Source organism: Bacillus sp. FDAARGOS_1420 (assembly GCF_019344915.1).
In the GTDB taxonomy this organism is placed as follows: Bacteria; Bacillota; Bacilli; order Bacillales; family Bacillaceae_G; genus Bacillus_A; species Bacillus_A mycoides.
In genome coordinates, this window is the sequence record NZ_JAHWJB010000002.1 from 2,637,606 (window position 1) to 2,656,509 (window position 18,904).

The 18,904-nt window shown below is 35.4% G+C and carries 20 protein-coding genes; 7 read left to right on the forward strand and 13 right to left on the reverse strand.

The features are described from left to right. Positions 1 to 11: 11 nt before the first annotated feature. On the reverse strand, positions 12 to 1,727 hold the full coding sequence (locus tag I6L50_RS23710; protein WP_219303298.1) for an ABC transporter ATP-binding protein: 1,716 nt from the start codon (positions 1,725 to 1,727) through the stop codon (positions 12 to 14). A gap of 69 nt (positions 1,728 to 1,796) precedes the next feature. Beyond that, a complete protein-coding gene (gene acnA, locus I6L50_RS23715) occupies positions 1,797 to 4,520 on the reverse strand; it encodes an aconitate hydratase AcnA (protein WP_002014285.1) in 2,724 nt (907 codons plus the stop codon). 279 nt (positions 4,521 to 4,799) lie between these two features. On the opposite strand from acnA, the gene sspO reads away from it, so the two are divergent. After that, entirely contained in the window at positions 4,800 to 4,949 is a 150-nt protein-coding gene (sspO, locus tag I6L50_RS23720; protein WP_000518057.1) for an acid-soluble spore protein SspO, read from the forward strand. Between the two features lie 37 nt (positions 4,950 to 4,986). Here sspO and pdaB read toward each other — a convergent pair whose 3' ends face one another. Beyond that, on the reverse strand, positions 4,987 to 5,712 hold the full coding sequence (pdaB, locus tag I6L50_RS23725; protein WP_002066634.1) for a polysaccharide deacetylase family sporulation protein PdaB: 726 nt from the start codon (positions 5,710 to 5,712) through the stop codon (positions 4,987 to 4,989). A 45-nt stretch (positions 5,713 to 5,757) separates the two neighbouring features. Beyond that, entirely contained in the window at positions 5,758 to 6,021 is a 264-nt protein-coding gene (locus tag I6L50_RS23730) for a hypothetical protein (RefSeq protein ID WP_002014282.1), read from the reverse strand. A 121-nt stretch (positions 6,022 to 6,142) separates the two neighbouring features. On the opposite strand from I6L50_RS23730, the gene I6L50_RS23735 reads away from it, so the two are divergent. Both I6L50_RS23735 and I6L50_RS23740 read left to right on the forward strand, forming a co-directional pair. Then, positions 6,143 to 6,286 carry a small acid-soluble spore protein P gene (locus I6L50_RS23735; RefSeq protein ID WP_219303299.1) on the forward strand — a complete coding sequence of 48 codons (144 nt, stop codon included), beginning with the start codon at positions 6,143 to 6,145 and terminating at the stop codon, positions 6,284 to 6,286. 125 nt (positions 6,287 to 6,411) lie between these two features. Further along, positions 6,412 to 6,798: an Hsp20/alpha crystallin family protein gene (locus tag I6L50_RS23740; RefSeq protein ID WP_219303300.1), complete on the forward strand. Its 387-nt coding sequence runs from the start codon at positions 6,412 to 6,414 to the stop codon at positions 6,796 to 6,798. A 45-nt stretch (positions 6,799 to 6,843) separates the two neighbouring features. On the opposite strand, the gene I6L50_RS23745 is transcribed toward I6L50_RS23740, so the two are convergent. Then, positions 6,844 to 8,082: an MDR family MFS transporter gene (locus I6L50_RS23745; protein WP_002014277.1), complete on the reverse strand. Its 1,239-nt coding sequence runs from the start codon at positions 8,080 to 8,082 to the stop codon at positions 6,844 to 6,846. A gap of 84 nt (positions 8,083 to 8,166) precedes the next feature. After that, positions 8,167 to 8,559, reverse strand: a complete 393-nt coding sequence (locus tag I6L50_RS23750; protein ID WP_002137716.1) for a hypothetical protein — start codon at positions 8,557 to 8,559, stop codon at positions 8,167 to 8,169. A 133-nt stretch (positions 8,560 to 8,692) separates the two neighbouring features. Between I6L50_RS23750 and I6L50_RS23755 the strand changes: the two genes are divergently transcribed. Then, positions 8,693 to 9,895: an alanyl-tRNA editing protein gene (locus I6L50_RS23755; protein WP_219303301.1), complete on the forward strand. Its 1,203-nt coding sequence runs from the start codon at positions 8,693 to 8,695 to the stop codon at positions 9,893 to 9,895. A gap of 234 nt (positions 9,896 to 10,129) precedes the next feature. Here the strand turns inward: I6L50_RS23755 and I6L50_RS23760 are convergent, their stop codons facing one another. Next, the gene (locus I6L50_RS23760; RefSeq protein ID WP_219303302.1) at positions 10,130 to 10,573 is read right to left on the reverse strand and encodes an NUDIX hydrolase; all 444 of its coding nucleotides are present in this window, start codon (positions 10,571 to 10,573) and stop codon (positions 10,130 to 10,132) included. A 104-nt stretch (positions 10,574 to 10,677) separates the two neighbouring features. Between I6L50_RS23760 and I6L50_RS23765 the strand changes: the two genes are divergently transcribed. Then, positions 10,678 to 11,259 carry a DUF6434 domain-containing protein gene (locus tag I6L50_RS23765; RefSeq protein WP_113936081.1) on the forward strand — a complete coding sequence of 194 codons (582 nt, stop codon included), beginning with the start codon at positions 10,678 to 10,680 and terminating at the stop codon, positions 11,257 to 11,259. 8 nt (positions 11,260 to 11,267) lie between these two features. On the opposite strand, the gene I6L50_RS23770 is transcribed toward I6L50_RS23765, so the two are convergent. The 6 genes from I6L50_RS23770 to I6L50_RS23795 form a co-directional block, all read right to left on the reverse strand. Further along, positions 11,268 to 12,365: an acetyl-CoA C-acyltransferase gene (locus tag I6L50_RS23770; protein ID WP_219303303.1), complete on the reverse strand. Its 1,098-nt coding sequence runs from the start codon at positions 12,363 to 12,365 to the stop codon at positions 11,268 to 11,270. Beyond that, complete coding sequence (locus tag I6L50_RS23775) at positions 12,358 to 13,821, reverse strand: acyl-CoA synthetase (RefSeq protein ID WP_219303304.1); 1,464 nt, start codon at positions 13,819 to 13,821, stop codon at positions 12,358 to 12,360. Before I6L50_RS23775 ends, I6L50_RS23770 begins: the two co-directional genes overlap by 8 nt. A 65-nt stretch (positions 13,822 to 13,886) precedes the next feature. Then, the gene (locus tag I6L50_RS23780) at positions 13,887 to 14,462 is read right to left on the reverse strand and encodes a biotin transporter BioY (RefSeq protein ID WP_002014265.1); all 576 of its coding nucleotides are present in this window, start codon (positions 14,460 to 14,462) and stop codon (positions 13,887 to 13,889) included. A gap of 123 nt (positions 14,463 to 14,585) precedes the next feature. Further along, the gene (locus I6L50_RS23785) at positions 14,586 to 16,199 is read right to left on the reverse strand and encodes a long-chain fatty acid--CoA ligase (RefSeq protein ID WP_219303305.1); all 1,614 of its coding nucleotides are present in this window, start codon (positions 16,197 to 16,199) and stop codon (positions 14,586 to 14,588) included. Positions 16,200 to 16,369: 170 nt separating this feature from the next. Continuing rightward, complete coding sequence (locus I6L50_RS23790; protein ID WP_002185167.1) at positions 16,370 to 17,158, reverse strand: helix-turn-helix domain-containing protein; 789 nt, start codon at positions 17,156 to 17,158, stop codon at positions 16,370 to 16,372. Between the two features lie 457 nt (positions 17,159 to 17,615). Next, positions 17,616 to 17,819, reverse strand: a complete 204-nt coding sequence (locus I6L50_RS23795) for a hypothetical protein (protein ID WP_012261408.1) — start codon at positions 17,817 to 17,819, stop codon at positions 17,616 to 17,618. Between the two features lie 152 nt (positions 17,820 to 17,971). Here I6L50_RS23795 and I6L50_RS23800 point away from each other — a divergent pair, with 152 nt between their 5' ends. Together I6L50_RS23800 and I6L50_RS23805 are read left to right on the forward strand one after the other, a co-directional pair. Next, positions 17,972 to 18,508, forward strand: a complete 537-nt coding sequence (locus I6L50_RS23800; protein ID WP_219303306.1) for a GNAT family N-acetyltransferase — start codon at positions 17,972 to 17,974, stop codon at positions 18,506 to 18,508. A 171-nt stretch (positions 18,509 to 18,679) separates the two neighbouring features. Next, a complete protein-coding gene (locus tag I6L50_RS23805; protein ID WP_002137730.1) occupies positions 18,680 to 18,883 on the forward strand; it encodes a CsbD family protein in 204 nt (67 codons plus the stop codon). Positions 18,884 to 18,904: the final 21 nt, after the last annotated feature.

The window sequence follows — 18,904 nt, forward strand, 5'->3', positions numbered from 1 at the left end:
CTATATAGCTCTTATCTTTTTATTAGCATCTCTTTAAACAATGACTTACAATTTAATAATTCTCTAGGATCCCCACATTCCACAATAATCCCATTCTTCATGACAACAATCCGATCCGCTATCATCGCCCTCTCGACATCATGTGTCGTCACAATTCTCGTTACATTCCCCTCTAGCCCTCTAAGCATATTCCAAACCACTTCTTGATTGCTCAGATCTAATCCCGCAGTCGGTTCATCTAGAATAATGAGATTCGGATTTGATACAATCGCTCGCAATAACGCAAGACGCTTTCTCTCTCCTCCCGAAAACTCTTCACCGCTTTTATGTAGTACAGTCTGAATCCCTTTAGATAAACTCCTAATAATTGACTTCGCATTTACAAGTTCAATATTTTTTTCTAACTGTTTTTCTAAGACCCCTTCCCCAAAATACATATTCTCTTTTACTGTCGTACGAAAGAAACGAGGTTCTTGCCACACTGTAGTCATACGAGCCCCATTACCATAATAAACAATGCTACCGTTAGATGGTTTATACAAACCCGTTATTAATTTTAAAAGCGTTGTTTTTCCTGCACCACTTTCTCCTACAATAATAACGAGTTCGCCAGGATTAATTTGCAAATGTATATTTTTAATTCTACATCTCTCTTCACCGTTCTCTTGAAATGAAACGTTTGTTAATTTCATTCCCATCGCTCTTTCTACATTTCTGTATTCAGCCGGTATATCTAAAAAGCCAAAAACTCGATTTGCCGAAGCAATAGCAACTTGTGTCATCATCAATAAATCACTCGCATAACGAACGGGGAAAAATAACATCTCAATTGTAGCTAATACCGCCACAAGCGAACCGACTTCCATATCCCCTTTTATTATTTTTTTTGCTCCTACAATAAAAACAACTATATATGCTCCTGTTTCTATTACCGTTCCAACTATCCCAATACAATGTTGTATCATCGTCTTCTTTACTTCTGTTTTATAAGATTGTGCCGTCACTCCTTTAAACAAATGAATTGCCCATTTTTCTTTTTGTAAACTACGTAAATCTTGTATACCTTTTACAAACTGTGACATCATCTCTACAACACTTGATTGATTTTTTTGAGCAATACTTGCAATATTTCTTACTTTTTCCCCCATAATCATTGGAACAATTGCACTTAAAAATAAAAACGGGGTTATCCACCATATGAACTGTACATCGATATGTTGTAGAGCTATGAACGCACCAATAAATTGTGCAATGGCGTGGATGTATTCTATTAATATAGATCCATATAACCTTACCCAATTCGGAATATCAGAAACGACTAATGTTTCTAACTCCCCTTGTTTTACCTTCTCACTTTCTTCAAACGGTAATAAGAAAAAATGACGTAATACATCTATACGCTTCTCTCGTAATATTCGCTGACTTACTTTTGAGCTTACATAATCAAATAACAGATTGTTCACCCACATCAAAAAGCGGCTCCCCGCAAACAAAGCAATATATACATACGTACCTTTTAAGTCCCGCTGAATAAGGTTATCTACAATTAGCCCCATAAATAGCGGACGGGATAAATTTAAAATGGCAGCTACTATTCCGCTACAAATCGCACTAATTAGCAATAGCTTTTCTTGCAACAGCGGCAACATTATTCTTCTATACTCATTCATTGTCATTCCTCCAATTTTGCATAATAAAAGGAAAGGGATGAAACCAAGTGGTTTCATCCCTTTCCCTCTGTACATAAAGTAAGAAAGCTAACAAATGTTAGCTTCCTTATCATTCATTTCAATTATTTAGTTTGACACTTTAGACTCTTCGATTTTCGAACGAAGAACCATTTGCAAGATACCACCGTGACGGTAGTAGTCAATTTCAACTTCACTATCAAAACGAGCCACTACTTCAAATTGCTTCTCTTTGCCTTCTGCATCGATTGCAACTACTTTTACAAGATCGCGTGGTCTAACCGTTTTGTCAATTTGAATTTCAAATGACTCATCACCAACAAGACCTAATGTTTCAGCACTGTCGCCATCTTTAAATTGTAATGGTAATACGCCCATTAATACTAAGTTACTGCGGTGAATACGCTCGAAGCTTTCTGCGATTACTGCTTTAATACCTAATAAGTTTGTACCTTTCGCAGCCCAGTCACGAGAACTTCCCATACCGTAGTCTTTACCAGCAACAACTAGAAGGCCTGTGCCATCTTCTTTATATTTCATAGCAGCATCATAGATAGATGTTACTTCACCAGTTGGCCAATATGTTGTATATCCGCCTTCTGTTCCTGGTGCGATTTGGTTTTTAATACGGATGTTTGCGAATGTACCACGCATCATAACTTCATGGTTACCACGACGAGAACCGTAAGAGTTAAAGTCAACTGGTTGTACGCCGTTTTCTAGTAAATAACGTCCAGCTGGCGTGTGCTTACCAATTGAACCTGCTGGTGAAATGTGGTCTGTTGTTACAGAATCACCAAATTTACCAACTATGCGTAAACCTGATAACGTTTCAACTTCACCCGGCTCTTTAGATAATCCTTCGAAGAACGGTGGATTTTGAATGTATGTTGAATCATTATCCCAAGTATATAAAGCTTCATTTGAAGTTTGGATTTCATTCCAGCGTTCATTGCTGTTAAATACTTGTGCATATTCTTTTTTGAACAATTCAGATGTAACAACACTTTGAACTACATCTTCAATTTCTTTAGCTGATGGCCAAATATCATTAAAGTAAACAGCATTACCATTTACATCTTTACCGATTTCATCATTTTTCAGGTCAATATCAACAGTACCTGCAAGTGCATATGCCACAACAAGTGGTGGTGATGCTAAGTAGTTTGCCTTTACAAGTGGGTGAATACGACCTTCAAAGTTACGGTTACCAGATAAAACAGATGTTACTAATAAATCATTTGCTGCGATTGCTTCTTCTAATTCCTCTGCTAATGGACCAGAGTTACCGATACAAGTCGTACAGCCGTAACCAACTGTTTGGAAACCTAATTGATCTAAATACGTTGTTAAACCAGACTTATCTAAGTACTCTGTAACAACTTTAGATCCTGGTGCTAACGATGTTTTTACGTAACCAGGTACTTTAAGTCCTTTTTCAATTGCTTTCTTCGCAACTAACCCTGCTCCAATTAACACGTACGGATTTGACGTATTTGTACAGCTTGTAATTGCAGCGATTGCAATTCCACCTGTTTTCATCGTTACTTCTTGATCTTTCAATGTAACTTTCACTTCTTTATCGAACTCTTGCTCATTGAATCCAAGTCCTTGTGTTCCAACTGGTGCTACAACAGCTTTATGGAACTCCTCTTTCATATTTGAAAGTGGGATTAAATCTTGCGGACGTTTCGGTCCAGAAAGATTAGATTCAATTGTATTTAAATCAATTTCAACAAGATCAGTATAGATTGGATCTTTGCTGTCTGCTGTATAGAATAAGCCATTTGCTTTACAATATTCTTCAACAACGCGAATTTGCTCTTCATCTCTACCTGTTAAACGTAAGTATTCTAATGAAATGTCGTCGATTGGGAAGAATCCACAAGTTGCACCGTATTCTGGTGCCATATTTGAAATTGTTGCGCGGTCAGCTAAAGGCATGCTCTTTAGTCCATTACCGAAGAACTCAACAAATTTACCAACTACACCTTTTTGACGTAATACTTGTGTTACTTTTAATGCAACGTCAGTTGCTGTTGTACCACTTGGAAGTGTACCAGTTAATTTCACACCAATTACTTCAGGTACTGGGAAATATGAAGGCTGTCCAAGCATTCCTGCTTCTGCTTCAATACCACCAACGCCCCATCCAAGAACACCGATACCATTAATCATTGTTGTATGTGAGTCTGTTCCAACTAATGAATCTGGGTATGCAACTAAGTCACCTTCAGCATTTTTCACCGCATGAACAACCGGTGCTAAATATTCAAGATTTACTTGGTGTACAATACCTGTTGCTGGTGGAACTGCACGGTAGTTATCAAATGATTTCTGTGCCCAGCTTAAAAATTTATAACGTTCTTCATTACGTTTAAACTCTAAGTCCATGTTGAATGCAAGCGAGTCTGCCGTACCCGCTCTATCAACCTGTACAGAGTGGTCAATTACAAGGTCTACAGTAATTTCAGGATTAATTTTGTCAGGATCCCCACCCATGTCTGCCATTGCTTTACGAAGCGAAGCCAAATCTACAACAGCTGGAACACCTGTGAAGTCTTGTAAGATTACGCGAGATGGTTTAAACGGAACATCGATATCTTGAACATCTTTCGTTCCCCATTTCGCTAAATTTGTAACGTGTTCTTCTGTAATTACGCGTCCGTCTACTTGACGAAGTACAGATTCAAGTAAAACTTTCACGGAATATGGTAATTGAGATACGTTGCCAACCCCTGCGTTTTCAAGCGCTTTCAATTGATAATAATGATACGTCTTTCCATCTAGTTCAAAAGTTGCACGTGATTGAAATGGATTATGTTTGACCATTATGTTTCCCCCCTGTTAAACGTGACTAATTTGTCTGAATATAAAATGTAGACAAACTTTTCAATACCTTACGATAATATCTTATTACAACTTTCTAAATAAGTAAATAATAAGAAACTTATGGATTATAATAAGTTTTCTTTATCTTTCTAAATTTGAATAGTGTCCATGCTCCTTATAAATACTATTATTGTAAAGTAAAGCACTCTACTTTACGTTCATATATGTTATGAACAACTCATGATTCATCTATAAAAAATATTATAGAGGTGAGAAAAAATGGGTAAACGAAAAGCAAATCATACTATTTCAGGAATGAATGCTGCATCCGCACAAGGACAAGGAACTGGTTATAACGAAGAGTTCGCAAATGAACCTTTAACTCCGGCAGAGCGACAAAATAATAAAAAACGAAAAAAGAATCAGTAACGAAAAATCCCAAAAGGTATACCTTTTGGGATTTTCTCTAATGTTTATAACGTAACAACTCCGAAACTGTTACAAATCGATACCCCTGCTTTTTCAGCTCAGGTAAAATTTTTGCTAATGCCGCCACTGTTTGACTACGATCACTTCCTCCATCGTGCAACAGTACAATATCTCCACTTTTAGCATTTTTCACAACATGATTTACTATGGATTCTGTACCTGGATTCGCCCAATCACGAGGGTCTTGATGCCATGACCATAGAACAATTTGATACCCAGCTTTTTTTGCCGTAGTAAATACAGCATCATTAATATATCCACCTGGCGGACGGAACAATAAAGGTTCTTTCACCCATTTTTCAAAATATTTCTTTCCATTTAAAATATCATGTTCTAATTTTTCATCTGATGAATTACTCGCATACAAATGATTCATCGTATGATTTCCGATTTCATGCCCTTCTTTCAACACTTGCTTTACTAAGTACGGATTACGCTGAACTCGAAAGCCAATCATAAAAAAAGTCGCTTCCGCTTTATATTGACGTAATAACTCTAATACTTGCGGTGTATAAGTTGGGTCCGGTCCATCATCAAATGTAATTGCGATAATTTTTTCATTATTTGGTACTTCCCATGTTACATAGCCAGTTGGCTCTAGCTCTTTTCTTAACAACATTTTAGCTTCCACTTTGTCCACTTGAAATATATGTACTGCACAAATTAAAGAAAAAATTGATAGAATAATTTTTCGTTTCAGCATAGTAGCACTAAAAGTAATGAGATTGTTGAATTCACAACAACCTTTTCACTTTTCTATTTGATCTACATTTCGCATAATATTTTGGAGATTACTTTCATATTGCTCAAGTTGTGGACGCTGCGTTTCTGATGCTACTTCAAGTGCATTTTGAATTTGTTCGTACGCCTCTTGCACTTCTTGGCGTAACTCTTTTAAATCATGGCCGTAATTCGGGTCATTTTTCACAATATTATTGAATATATTTTCCGCTTGAACAACCCCTTGCTGCGCGGCCTGAAAAGCCTGTTGCTTATCTTTATGATATGGCATAACACTTTCCCCTTCCTATATGAGTTAGTCCTACTTATCTTTACCCGTTTCTCAAAAAACATTCTCGTATAAATTCGCAAACTTCTCTCATTCTAAATAGGGAGAGGAGGTGTAAAATACAATGGGTAAAAACAATAATCAATCTAATCGTCAAAACGAGAAAAAAGGGCAATCTTCTGGACAGCCCGAACCTTTAAGTGGATCTCACAAAGTTAAAAATCATAATCATTCACGTCAAAAAAATCATGCACATCATGATATGTAAAGCAAAAGCATTCACACACACTGTATCTTTCACATAAAATGTTTATATTTTTCTATTTGTTCTTCACCTCTATTTCATTCATGCATAACATAGTATGAATTGAGATTTTACGGAGGGTGTCTTTCATGGGCAAGAAAAAGAAGGATTGTCTTTTTCATGTTGATGGTTTCGAAGAATGGATGGATCAATTTTGTTCTGATTCTTGTAGCAACTTTAGTTTTCCAAATCAAATTCATATTGACCTTTGTGAAACAGAACAAGAATACATTTTGGAAACAGATGTACCAAATGCAATTGCACAAAATGTACTCATTAAAAAGATGGAGACAGGCCTAAACATTTGTATACTTTATAAAAACACTTCTTTACAGCGGATTGTTCCTTTACCTACTAATATCATTTATAACAAGATGCTAGCCTGTTTAGAGAATGGATGTTTAGCCATTCATATTTCCAAAAACGAAGTTGCCAATAAACATGAAGAGAAAGTCTTTTTTCGAATTAACGATTGATATAAATATAAGCCCGAGCAACCTTTTAGTTTGCTCGGGCTCATGTTATTTCGCATGTATTTCTATTTTAGAATTTCTAATATATCTTTTTTTCATTAAACCTTTTGTCACTAAAAGAACTGGGAACGCTATGCTTGAAAATATAGCTAATATTAAAAATACTATAAAGCCATTTTGATATCCATAATGATCGAGAAGTATCCCGCCAAACCAAGGACCAATTACTACTCCAATTCCTGAAAATCCCATAGCTCCAAAATATGTCCCTTTCAAATGTGGAACAGCTATCTCATCAATAAATACATCTGTCATTGAAAACATTAATACTTCTCCGAATGTAAAAATAATTGTACATATAGCAGCCCCTAACATAGATTCTACTAGTCCAAATCCAAACAATCCCCCGCTCACAAATAACGTTCCAACCATAATAGATGCTAACGGCGTATACTTTTTACACATTTGAATAACAGGGTATTGAATAACTACTACTGTAATCGCATTTAAAGTTAGCATATATGAGAACAACTTTACTCCATCTTGAAATATATGTGCGTTTGCAAAATATTGAGATAGTGTCGTCGTTAAATGTGAAAAACCACTATTACTCAAAATGATTCCGACTAAAGCAACTAAAAATACTATGTCTTTTCGCAAAATCCGAACCGCACTTAACATTGTGACCGGATTTTCTGTAGCTACTTTCTTTTTATCAAGTGGATATTTCTTAAATTGAAACGCTAATATAACTGTATATAAAATGTACACTCCAGCGGCTACTAAAAAAGGAATCGTTGATTTTGCACTTCCAATCTGTAATCCAACAAGTGGACCCATCGCTACTCCAACATTTATCGCACCGTAACGCAAATTATATACGAGTAAACGATACTCTGGTTTCGTTAAATCTGATAATAAAGCTCTTGATGTCGGTTCAAAAAAAGAACGACATAAGCCATTCAAAGCGTTTAATAGAAAGAAACTCAAAACATGCTCTGCAACTGAAAATCCTATAAATACAAACACCCAAACAATCATGGACCATATTATAATCATCTTTCGACCAAATCGATCCGATAAATTGCCCCCAATAAAACTAGCAAACACTCCAACAAGCGCACTCGTTCCAATGATAGCACCGGTCATTCCAGCCGATACGTCTTTAACAGTCGTTAAATAAATCGCTAAAAAAGGAATGCTCATTGAAGTTGCAAACCTAGCAAATAATGTCCCTATAATGATACTCATTCCAAGTGGATGAATATTTTGTAACTTCCCCTTCATCTTTAAACCTACTCTCCCTTTTCTTACATAAAAAAAGAAAGCAAAGGATCTGCTTTCTTTTTCCTTTTTCTATACTTGAGATGTTTATACTCGAGCTGTTCTCGTTATTTCCATATCAATTCCATATGTAAACTGTAGTTCTTTACAAACATCTTTAATCAAAATAGCTACATTATACTTTTCATTAAATTCTAAAACAATGCTTTCTACTTCTTCATATGTATACTTATATTCGCCAGTAATTACACTTTTTAAATCAAAGCATTCATTAATACAAAGCTGGACGAGTAATTGTTCATACTTCTCTATCACATCTTCTTTTTTCCAAAGTAACTCCTTTACATATAACCGATCAAATTTCACACTTTCTCGATTACAATCCGTTAAAATCCGGGTCATCTCATTTAATTCTCGATATAATTCGGAAATATTTCTGCTTAAACTAAGCAATTTATCTACGCCGTTTTCATATGGCATTTTCATTCCCCCCCGCATTTTCTTCTTATTATAGCAAGAAAATTCTAAAAAAAGTTTCTTTCTTCTGAAATATTAGGAAACTAATTTCAATTGCTTTACAATGAAACTAGCTAACACGAAAGGGGAAAGAAAATTGGAGAAAAAATTATATTACATCGATGCTTATCAGCAAACCTTTACAACTAAAGTTATAAAACAAGAGCATGATACAGAAGGAAACTTATATGTTGTCTTAAATGAAACTGCATTTTATCCAACAGGCGGCGGGCAACCACACGACACTGGAACCTTAAATGGTATTCCGGTAAGTAACGTTGAAGAAGTAAATGGAGAAATTCGTCATTTCATAATAGAACAATTACATACAGAAGAAGTAGAGGGTAAAATAGATTGGGAGCGCCGTTTTGATCATATGCAGCAACATACAGCTCAGCACATTTTATCTGCTGCTTTTTGGGATCATTTTAACATACCGACGATCGGATTCCATCTTGGAAAAGAAACTATAACCATTGATTTAGAAACTGCTAACCTTTCTACAGAAACTGTTGAGAAGGCCGCACAAATTGCTAATCAAATTGTTTTTGAAAACCACCCTATTCGTATTAAATGGATGAACTTAGAAGAGGCCAAAGCATTCCCCCTTCGCAAAGAACCGACTATGACAGAAAATATACGGGTTGTTATCATCGAAAACTATGACTACAACGGTTGTGGTGGAACACACCCGAAACATACAGGTGAAGTAGGCCCTATTCAAGTACTAGGATGGGAGCGCAATAAAGGTGGTATACGCTTAACATTTATTGCTGGTTGGCGTTCTCTTAAATTAATGGGACAACATCAACAAATATTAACAGATGTTTCTAAGCAATTGAACAGTAGCGAAACTGATATTCCAGTAAAAGTGGCACAACTTCTTACCTCTCAAAAAGAAAACGAAAAGGCAGTACAAGCAATGAATGAAAAACTATTATTTGTAGAAGCAAATGAACTATTGCAACAGCCTTTAGAAATACACGGTGGAATACTTATTTCTAAAGTATTTACAAACCGCCCTATGCAAGAAATTGCAAAACTGTCTGCTATTATTACAGAACAACAAGAACACGCAATTACATATTTCGTTATTGAAAATGAGGGAAAATTACAATGTATTCTTGCTTGTGGTAAAGCAGTGACACTCGATATGAATACACTTTTAAAAGATGCCCTCCCTTCTATTGAAGGAAAAGGCGGAGGAAATAAAAAGAGTGCTCGCGGCGGAGGAAAAGCGGTTATGACTGGGAACGAGTTTTTAAATCAACTTGTTTCTTCTTTACAGTCAGCAGTGTAAATTATTTTATGAATGGGATGTCATTGAACTGGATGATATCCTCTTTGCTGCTTTGCTTCATACATAGTAATACAGTAAATGAAATTATATTAACGATTTTTCAAATATATCTATCATAAATCAAAATATATCAACGATTCTATAAGAAATATCGATTTTCCAACAAAATACGAGAATAAACACAACTTATAGAGTAAGAGGAGGCTGTTCTAAAATAACAGCCTCCTCTTATGTTTACAAACCAATATTTTGTTTTAATCCTTGATAACTTCCTGCGTTCAAGAACTTTTCAGATGCAAGTTTAATGAACTTCTCAGAAAAACCATATCTACTCAATTCTTCTATCGCTACCATTTGTACATCATGAATTGGATTAAGATCAAATTCATTAGACGGAAGCTTGATTTCACCTGCAATCCTTTCAAGCAGAAATGTAATATGTAATAAAGATGGGGTAGCATCTGGTTTATCACAAACATAGAGTAGTCTCTTAATCTTAACTTCTAATCCGGTTTCTTCTCTCATTTCTCGAATCATCGCTTCTTCTAACGTTTCACCGTTCTCTACTCTTCCCCCAGGTAAAGACCAATTCCGATTCACAACTTTTTGTTTTACTAGCAATACCTTTTCACCTTCAATTAAAATCCCAGTAACACGAACTTGCATTACATTTTCCATATGTAATCTCCTCTTCCTATTAAATTTATAAATTAATCCTTCCACAAAAAGAACGTACGTTTTATAATTAAAGAAAATTATGGAAGAAAGAAGTTGTTATATGCATGCGCCCACCTTTAACAAAGCCTATATCCCTTGAAGATTTCCAAAACTATTATTGGTTAAAAACAGAACTGCAAACATTTTGTCGTGAGCATGATTTACCAGCTAGTGGCTCTAAAATCGAAATAACCGAGCGTATCTCACACTATTTAACTACAGGTAAAATATTAAAAAACTGTTCTCATCAAAAGGTAAGTAAAGCTTCCCTCTCTTATAAAGATCTTTCTCTTCAAACAATTATTACTGAAAATCACCGCTGTAGTGAAGATGTGCGTGCTTTTTTCAAAGAAAAAATTGGAGCAAACTTCCGCTTTACAGTAGCCCTTCAAAAGTTTTTTAAAAAGAATACCGGAAAAACGTATGAAGACGCGATAACGTTTTGGTACGAAGAAAACGAACGTAAAAAAGAACCATCCTATAAAACAACTATCGGTACACAGTTTGAATACAATCGTTTTACTCGCGCTTTTTTCGAAGACCCATACAACAAAGGAAAATCAAAAACAGATGCTATCGCTGCTTGGAACAAAATAAAAGCAAAACCTGGTAACAACGTCTATATTCCTGAAAAAGTAGAAAACTAGTTATCTTGCTAGTTTTCTACTTTCTCAAATAATAGAGCAAGCCCTATCCCTCCCCCAATTCCTAATGTAGCAATTCCATATTTCATATACTCTCTTTTAGCCTGATAAAACAAGCGCGTTACAAGCATAGCTCCAGACGCACCGTACGGATGACCAAGTGCTATTGCACCACCATTTACATTTAACTTTTCATACGGAATTTGTAACGTTTGCGCACATGCAACAACTTTAGCGGCGAACGCTTCATTCATCTCAATACAATCAATATCTTCTATTACTAAATTCATTTCTCTAAGTAGTTTTTGTACGGCAAATATCGGACCAGTTCCTGGAAGATTTGGGTCAACTCCAACTACAGCACTATGAACGAAACGAAGAACTGGCTTGTACCCTAATTTCCGAGCTTGCCCCTCTTCCATTACAAGAACAGCACATGCCCCGTCATTTACACCACACGAATTCCCTGCTGTTACCGTTCCATTTTGTAAAAATACAGGTTTCGTTCTCTTAATCATTCTTTCATAATTCATTTCTCGCTTTATAGATTCATCTAATAATCCATTAAAATAATGAGGTAATATCTCTTCTTGTATATATCCTTTTTCTAATGCTTGCAGCGTTCTTTTATAGCTAAGACAAGCATATTCATCTTGCATCTCTTTTGTTATGTTATATTGCTCTGCAACATACTCAGCTGCCACTCCCATATCAGGATCCCCAATTGTTTCAGGCGAAAACCGCGCTCTATTTTGAAAAGGTGACGTACTTGTACTCTCTACGCCCCCAGCAATATAACAATTACCTGCATCCCCTTGAATAAAATGACACGCAGTACGAATTGCTTCCAATCCAGCGCCGCATTGCCGGTCAATCGTTACACCAGGAATATGATAACCAAGCCCAGCTTCTAAAGCAGATAATCTTGCAACATTACCTCCCGGTCCAACAACATTCCCTAATATAACATCGTCTATTTCTCTCTCAATTCCTTTACTTAAAAACGTAAGAAGTGTTGCTGCTAATTGCTGAACTTCATAATCTTTCAACATCCCATTTTTTTTACCAATAGGTGTTCTCTTCGCTTCTACAATAACCGCCCTATTCATATATCTTCTCCCGGTTTTCAATCATACTTTTTGCTGCATTGCGAGCTATTTTCCCGCTATTTGTATAAGGTATTTCATCAACAAAGTACCATTCTTTCGGTATTTTAAAAGATGATAATCGTTGTAAGCAAAAACTCTTTAATTGTTGCTTTGTAGCACTTCCTTTTACGATAGCGACAGGCTTTTCACCCCAGTAACTATCTTCTACACCAACCACAACTATTTCTTCAACAGCTGGATGCGTATATAACACACTTTCTATCTCTTCTGGGTAAATATTGATTCCTCCAAATAAAATCATATTCTTCTCTCTACCAACAATATATATAAAGCCTTCTTCATCTTGGTAGCCCACATCCTGCACTGTCATCCAGCCACCTTCGGACAATTGCGGGATTATAGCTCCATCCGATACATAGCCCATAAAAAACTGATCACTTTTCACATACACAGTTCCTACCTCACCTGTCTGTACTTCTTCTCCTGCTTCATTACATATTCGAACTTGTACATTATGACAAGGTTTCCCTACTGAATTCGGTTTTCTTTCACTCTCTTCATCAACCAATGCCGTTACAAAGCTTAGCTCAGACGCACCATAAAACTCATATCTTTTTGCATAAGGAAGCACATTCTTCATCTTCTCTTTTGCTTCAACTTCCCATTTCGCTCCTGACGAAATAATTTTCATTTCACTTTCAATTACTTTATTTTCTTTATACAAAGACTCAAGCATTGTAGGAACTGTATACATTACAGAAATATTCTCTATCTTTATACTAGATAGCACTTGAACTGGTACAAACTTTCTCATTATGTGTACCGTTTGTCCTAGAAATAATGCACTTATTGCCCCGTATAAGAAAAGAGAATGAACAAGCGTCCCAGCTATTAAAATAGAATCTTCCTTTTTCATATAAAAATCATGTACATTACAATCAAAACTATGTACCCACGACTGTTGAGCACGTAAAAACGCTTTTGCTTTTCCAGTCGATCCTGATGTAAATCCCATATAAAAAGGAGCGTTTTGTACATTTTCTACAGAATGATATGCAGGAAGATAGTTCTCAATCATTTCTTTCCATTCTTCAATCTCAATAATCCTTCCTTCTTCGCACGATATATCACTAAGCCTATACTGCTCCGCCACAATAATATCCGGTTTACTAATCGCTATTCTTTCTTTAAGTTCATCTCGTTTCCATTTTATATCTAGCGGCACACAAACCCATCCAGCCATAGCAGAACCAGCAAATAGTTGTAAAAATTCCATACTACTCTCTAATAAAATTGCTATCGTTTTATTCTGCGATTCTTTTTCATTCAACCAGTTTGCTACTTTACAAACTGACTCAAACCATTCTTTATATGTTAATACTCTATCATTTTCTTTAATCGCTATTTTATTTGGTTGTAAAGAGGCATACTTTTTATATTCTTTTGTAATCCCCATATGAGACTTCCTTCCTTTACAAAATAATAAAAAGAAACACGCAAGTAACGTGTTTTTCCTTTTTCTTACCCTGCATTTGTAATTTTTTTATTCTTCAAAGCAGGCGTAATAATATGTTTCAATGAGCGATGTAATCTTGTCACAAGAATCGCTGCTATAGTCGCTTTTATGCAATCACCTGGTAAAAATGCGACACTTACTTTCATCGTTTCCCATACGGAAATATCCATTACGAAAGCTTGGACAATGATACCAAATACATAAACTACGAAAATACCACCAATTATATTAATGCATAGTACTTTTATAATAGAAACTTCACGCAAACGCTCAATTAAATATCCAATGACAAACGCTCCAACGATATAACCAAGTAAATATCCTGCACTTGGCCCAACAAATACACCTGGTCCCCCGCGCCCACCAGCAAGTAATGGTGCTCCAACTCCAACTATAAGTAAGAAAATAAGCTGACTTAACGCACCGAGCCGTGAGCCTAACAACCCACCAGCAAGCATAACACCGAGTGATTGTAATGTAATTGGAACTGGTGTAATAGCAAGAGCAATTGGAGGTATTAACCCTAACACTCCCATAATAGAACTAAATAAAGCGACGAAAACTAAGTTTTTTGTATTCATATTTGCTTCTCCTATTTGTAAACTTAAATCAGATTTTAGATAACATATTATAGGAGTTATATTATCTTTCCCTTCGACATTTGTCAACCGTAACTAAAAATAAGTTTACAAATAAAAGTTCGGTTATTTCTCTTTATGCAAATGCTCAAGTTCTTTTCGAAGTGCCTGTTTTAAAAACTTCCCAACAGATGTTTTCGGTATTTCTTCCATAAATACAATATCATCTGGTAACCACCACTTCGCAAACTGCGGTTTTAAAAACTCATATATTTCTTCTTTTGTAACCGTACTATTTTTCTTTTGAACAACGCAGGCAACTGGGCGTTCTTGCCACTGCGGATGAGGAATTGCAACGACAGCCGCTTCAAATATAGCATCATGTGCCATTAAAGCATTTTCAAGATCCACTGAAGAAATCCATTCTCCTCCGCTTTTAATAACATCTTTCGTACGATCAACAATTTTCACGCAGCCTTCCTCATCAACTGTAACAACATCACCAGTATATAACCAACCGTCTCGGAATCCTTCGACAGTACGATCATCGTTATAATAGCTTTCAGCGATCCAAGGTGCTCGTAAGCATAACTCTCCCATCTCAGTACCATCCCACTTCACTTCACCGTTTGTACCGACTACTTTCATCTCTACACCAGGGACAAGATATCCTTGTTTTGAGCGGATTTCTAATTGCTCTTCATATGATAATTCTGTTTCATAACTTTTTAAACGTGCAAGTGTTACGAGTGGGCTTGTTTCAGTCATACCATATGCATGTACGAAAGGAACATTATATTTTTGCTCAAATGCTTTAATAACACTTTTCGGTGCAGCAGCACCACCGCATAATATTCTCGTTATACTAGATAAATCGTAACTATTATTTTCTAACTCTTGTAATACACCTAGCCAAATTGTCGGCACACCTGCTGCTATCGTTACTTTTTCAGTTTGAATCATCTCTAATAAAATTTTCGGAGTAAACATTGGTCCTGGCAGAACTTGTTTAGTTCCAAACCAAGTAGCTGCAAAAGGAAGCCCCCAAGCATTCACATGGAACATCGGTACAATTGCCATAGCCGCATCACTTTCCGATAAAGCAGCTGTATCGGCTAAACCGAGTGCCATACAATGCAAAACCGTACTACGATGCGTATAAACAACACCTTTTGGATTCCCTGTAGTCGCTGACGTATAACACATACCAGCAGGTGTATTTTCATCAATATCTTTTACAAATTGGAAATTGGGATCGCCTTCTTCTAATAGCTTTTCATAATGATATACAGGCTCCAGTGTAGTTTTTGGAAGTTCGTCTTTATCAGTCATAATAATGTAGGCTTGTACAGTTGATAATTGTGATTGAATATTTTCAACAAGTGGTACGAGATCTTCATCAATGAGTAAAATGCGATCTTCTGCGTGCTGAATAATGTATGAAATATGTTGAGGAGATAAACGAATATTAATTGTGTGTAAAACGGAAGCAATACCTGGAATAGCAAAATACGCCTCCACATGTCGATGATGATTCCACGCTAACGTTCCTATACGCTCGCCTTCTTTAATTCCTAATTTTTTTAGCGCACTTGAAAGTCTTCTCGTCCTTTCACCTAACTGCTTATACGTTAACGTCGTAACTATATCATGTGTCCGTGAAACAATTTCTTTCTTCGAAAACAGTTTCTCTGCTCTTTCCATCATAGAACTAATTGTTAGCGGTACATTCATCATCATATTGTTTATAGCCTCCCTTTAAAGCGTTTTCATTTCTGTATATTATAACAGACTTCTACAAATAATTACGATATTTTTCTGTATTTTCTGAATTATTTCTTTGGAAATAATTCTAATAAATAAAAACCATGTTTTGAATACATACGATACAAAACATGGTTCTCTCCTATTTAAAAACTATCTACCTTTTTTCTTACTTTCTTTTTTAATTTAAAAATGACACGATTACTATATTCTTTATTTTCTACTAAAATCCGATACGTCTCTAACACTCCTAAAACACGAACAAAAAGATAAAACCCGATAGCAATAAGTACAACACAATAAGGATAATACTGCACGAGCTCTCCTGAAGTAATTCGTTTTTTCTCAAATAAAAATGGTATCGCTCCTGCTGCTATGAAACAAAGTCCAACAATTACTACTGCAGCATACTTCTTTTTAATAGTCGCATATCTTTTTGTCAATTCTTTTAAAAAGTTTGGATCAAATAGTAATTCTTCTTTTTTTAATACATTGTATCGACTCTCTTCTATAGTTACAGGTACCATCATTGCTCCAATTCCAAGGACAGCAATGATAATGACAAGGAATGTAGACATTGTTGCATTTTCTTTAAATAATAAATACGGTATTGTAGATAAAATAAGCAAGCTAAATCCTAATGCGATATATTTAGAAATTTTTTGCCCATACACTATATACCCTTCCGCCATTTCCTTACTTACATAATAACCATTTTCCTTTTCATTACTTTGCTCAGCAGTTTCTTTTAATAAGTAATCAAGAGATACTTCAAATACATTTCCAATCATTATTAGTTTTTCGGTTTCAGGAAAACCTTGACCATTTTCCCATTTACTAACCGCTTGTCTTGTTGTGTTTAATTTCTCAGCTAACGCTTCTTGAGAAAGGCCTTTTTCCTTTCTTAATTTAAAAAGCTTCTCACCAAATTCCATATGTGTGTCCCCCTTTGTTTTCTTAACTAAATTGTAGGTAAACATTGCTCTTATCTCTATCTTCCTGTGGTTGCACTTTGTCAACTTACGGTTGCGATTGTGTTATATAGCGGTTTTAAATACGATTTAGCTGTTTTTCTTCTATAATTATGGCGTTAATAAAATAATTACTCTCAATGACCAATTATAACAATTAAAGGGAATTATTGTTATAAAAAAACAAAAAAACTCCTTTATTCATTTAAAGGAGTTTTCGTTATGAACCATTCTAAGATGACTACTTTTTCTTCTATATATTTTTCTGTGTCATGTAATGAATGATGAGCATCTCATACAGTATATGTTTTTATCTCTTTTTTTAAGGCGTACTCATATATATGTAAAATGTCACTTATATTAAATTAACTTAATGTAAGATCTTTCGTATACGACGTTTTATATTACCACTTCTTAACAATCATAACGGCTTCTGCTTAAACTTTTCATAATTCCGTACTTTTAATGAAAGGATATTCCCGCAATCTGTACAAATATAAGCATCCACTGGTGAAGATGTGAACATCGTTTCCTTTTTCCGTATTTGTGCATAACCGATAAACTCACCTTCTCCTATGTTTTGAGAACCGCAATGAGAGCATGTCTGCACGTCTTTCTGTTTCATGAGAGCACCACCTTTAATCTGTTTCCACTCCCTTCGACAGTTCGCTTCCATTTCCCTTCCAAAAAACCTCTTATTCTCTTACATTTCAACAGGAATCTCAGAAGAAAAATCGTATATGTACTATGAACTATATTAATTGACGGAGGAATCGTATGAGTACAATTATGACAGTCAATACAGCACAAGAAATTGAAAACGCAGAAATACATATGCTTTCTTCTAGATTAGAGGCACTACAAACAATAAGCGGCAACCCAATGCAAGTACAAATGAAAAAGTTCGGGAGTGCCACTGCCTTTTCATCAAAAATAATTGCTGGTCCTGCTTTTAACACAGTAAAAGGCGTTACCTTTACAAAAAATGGTGTTCGTCAAAATAATGAAATTCTTTACAATAAACCAGGATGGCATTTTTTCATAGCCGAAGTTCAAAACACTCCTGCTAGTATAGGGGTACTTTATATAAATAAAGGTGTTGCTTCATTAGCTGCTTCTGCTACTTTGCCAGAATTTCAACGTAAAGGTTGTCATACCTTATTAATTCAAAAACGAATTGAGACCGCTGTTGCATCCAATTGTAATTTAATAGTTGGACAAGCAAGATTCGGTAGCGGCAGTCAAAATAATATGGAACGTGCCCATATGAAAATTGCTTATACAAAATCAATATGGACTGCGAAAGACATATAATTAACTTTCTTTTTCTTTCTATTACGAATGTATACATTTTATGACAATTACCTTTCTATCCTGTTACTCATTTGAATATTCAAACTAAATTTGTTACGCTATTACTAGATACATCATTCAACTTGCAATATGAAAAGAGAATTCTAATCAAAATACAAGGAGGAGAAATGTATGACAAAGCATGATCATGGTTTAAAAGAAAAAGTAGAAGGTGCCATTGATAAGGTAAAAGGTGAAGTAAAAGAAGTTGTCGGGAAAGTAACTGACAATAAAAAATTACAAGCCGAGGGAAAATGGGATAAGGTGAAAGGCACTGCTAAAGATACGGTTGGTAATATAAAAGAAAAAGCACATGAATATAAGGAACATAAATAATAAAAAAACACGTTAGATGCA

Coding starts and splice junctions, on each gene's coding strand:
- I6L50_RS23710 (WP_219303298.1), bottom strand. CDS start 1,727: ATGAAACCACTTGGTTTCATCCCTTTCCTTTTATTATGCAAAATTGGA.
- acnA (WP_002014285.1), bottom strand. CDS start 4,520: ATGGTCAAACATAATCCATTTCAATCACGTGCAACTTTTGAACTAGAT.
- sspO (WP_000518057.1), top strand. CDS start 4,800: ATGGGTAAACGAAAAGCAAATCATACTATTTCAGGAATGAATGCTGCA.
- pdaB (WP_002066634.1), bottom strand. CDS start 5,712: ATGCTGAAACGAAAAATTATTCTATCAATTTTTTCTTTAATTTGTGCA.
- I6L50_RS23730 (WP_002014282.1), bottom strand. CDS start 6,021: ATGCCATATCATAAAGATAAGCAACAGGCTTTTCAGGCCGCGCAGCAA.
- I6L50_RS23735 (WP_219303299.1), top strand. CDS start 6,143: ATGGGTAAAAACAATAATCAATCTAATCGTCAAAACGAGAAAAAAGGG.
- I6L50_RS23740 (WP_219303300.1), top strand. CDS start 6,412: ATGGGCAAGAAAAAGAAGGATTGTCTTTTTCATGTTGATGGTTTCGAA.
- I6L50_RS23745 (WP_002014277.1), bottom strand. CDS start 8,082: ATGAAGGGGAAGTTACAAAATATTCATCCACTTGGAATGAGTATCATT.
- I6L50_RS23750 (WP_002137716.1), bottom strand. CDS start 8,559: ATGCCATATGAAAACGGCGTAGATAAATTGCTTAGTTTAAGCAGAAAT.
- I6L50_RS23760 (WP_219303302.1), bottom strand. CDS start 10,573: ATGGAAAATGTAATGCAAGTTCGTGTTACTGGGATTTTAATTGAAGGT.
- I6L50_RS23765 (WP_113936081.1), top strand. CDS start 10,678: ATGCGCCCACCTTTAACAAAGCCTATATCCCTTGAAGATTTCCAAAAC.
- I6L50_RS23770 (WP_219303303.1), bottom strand. CDS start 12,365: ATGAATAGGGCGGTTATTGTAGAAGCGAAGAGAACACCTATTGGTAAA.
- I6L50_RS23775 (WP_219303304.1), bottom strand. CDS start 13,821: ATGGGGATTACAAAAGAATATAAAAAGTATGCCTCTTTACAACCAAAT.
- I6L50_RS23780 (WP_002014265.1), bottom strand. CDS start 14,462: ATGAATACAAAAAACTTAGTTTTCGTCGCTTTATTTAGTTCTATTATG.
- I6L50_RS23785 (WP_219303305.1), bottom strand. CDS start 16,199: ATGATGATGAATGTACCGCTAACAATTAGTTCTATGATGGAAAGAGCA.
- I6L50_RS23790 (WP_002185167.1), bottom strand. CDS start 17,158: ATGGAATTTGGTGAGAAGCTTTTTAAATTAAGAAAGGAAAAAGGCCTT.
- I6L50_RS23795 (WP_012261408.1), bottom strand. CDS start 17,819: ATGAAACAGAAAGACGTGCAGACATGCTCTCATTGCGGTTCTCAAAAC.
- I6L50_RS23800 (WP_219303306.1), top strand. CDS start 17,972: ATGAGTACAATTATGACAGTCAATACAGCACAAGAAATTGAAAACGCA.
- I6L50_RS23805 (WP_002137730.1), top strand. CDS start 18,680: ATGACAAAGCATGATCATGGTTTAAAAGAAAAAGTAGAAGGTGCCATT.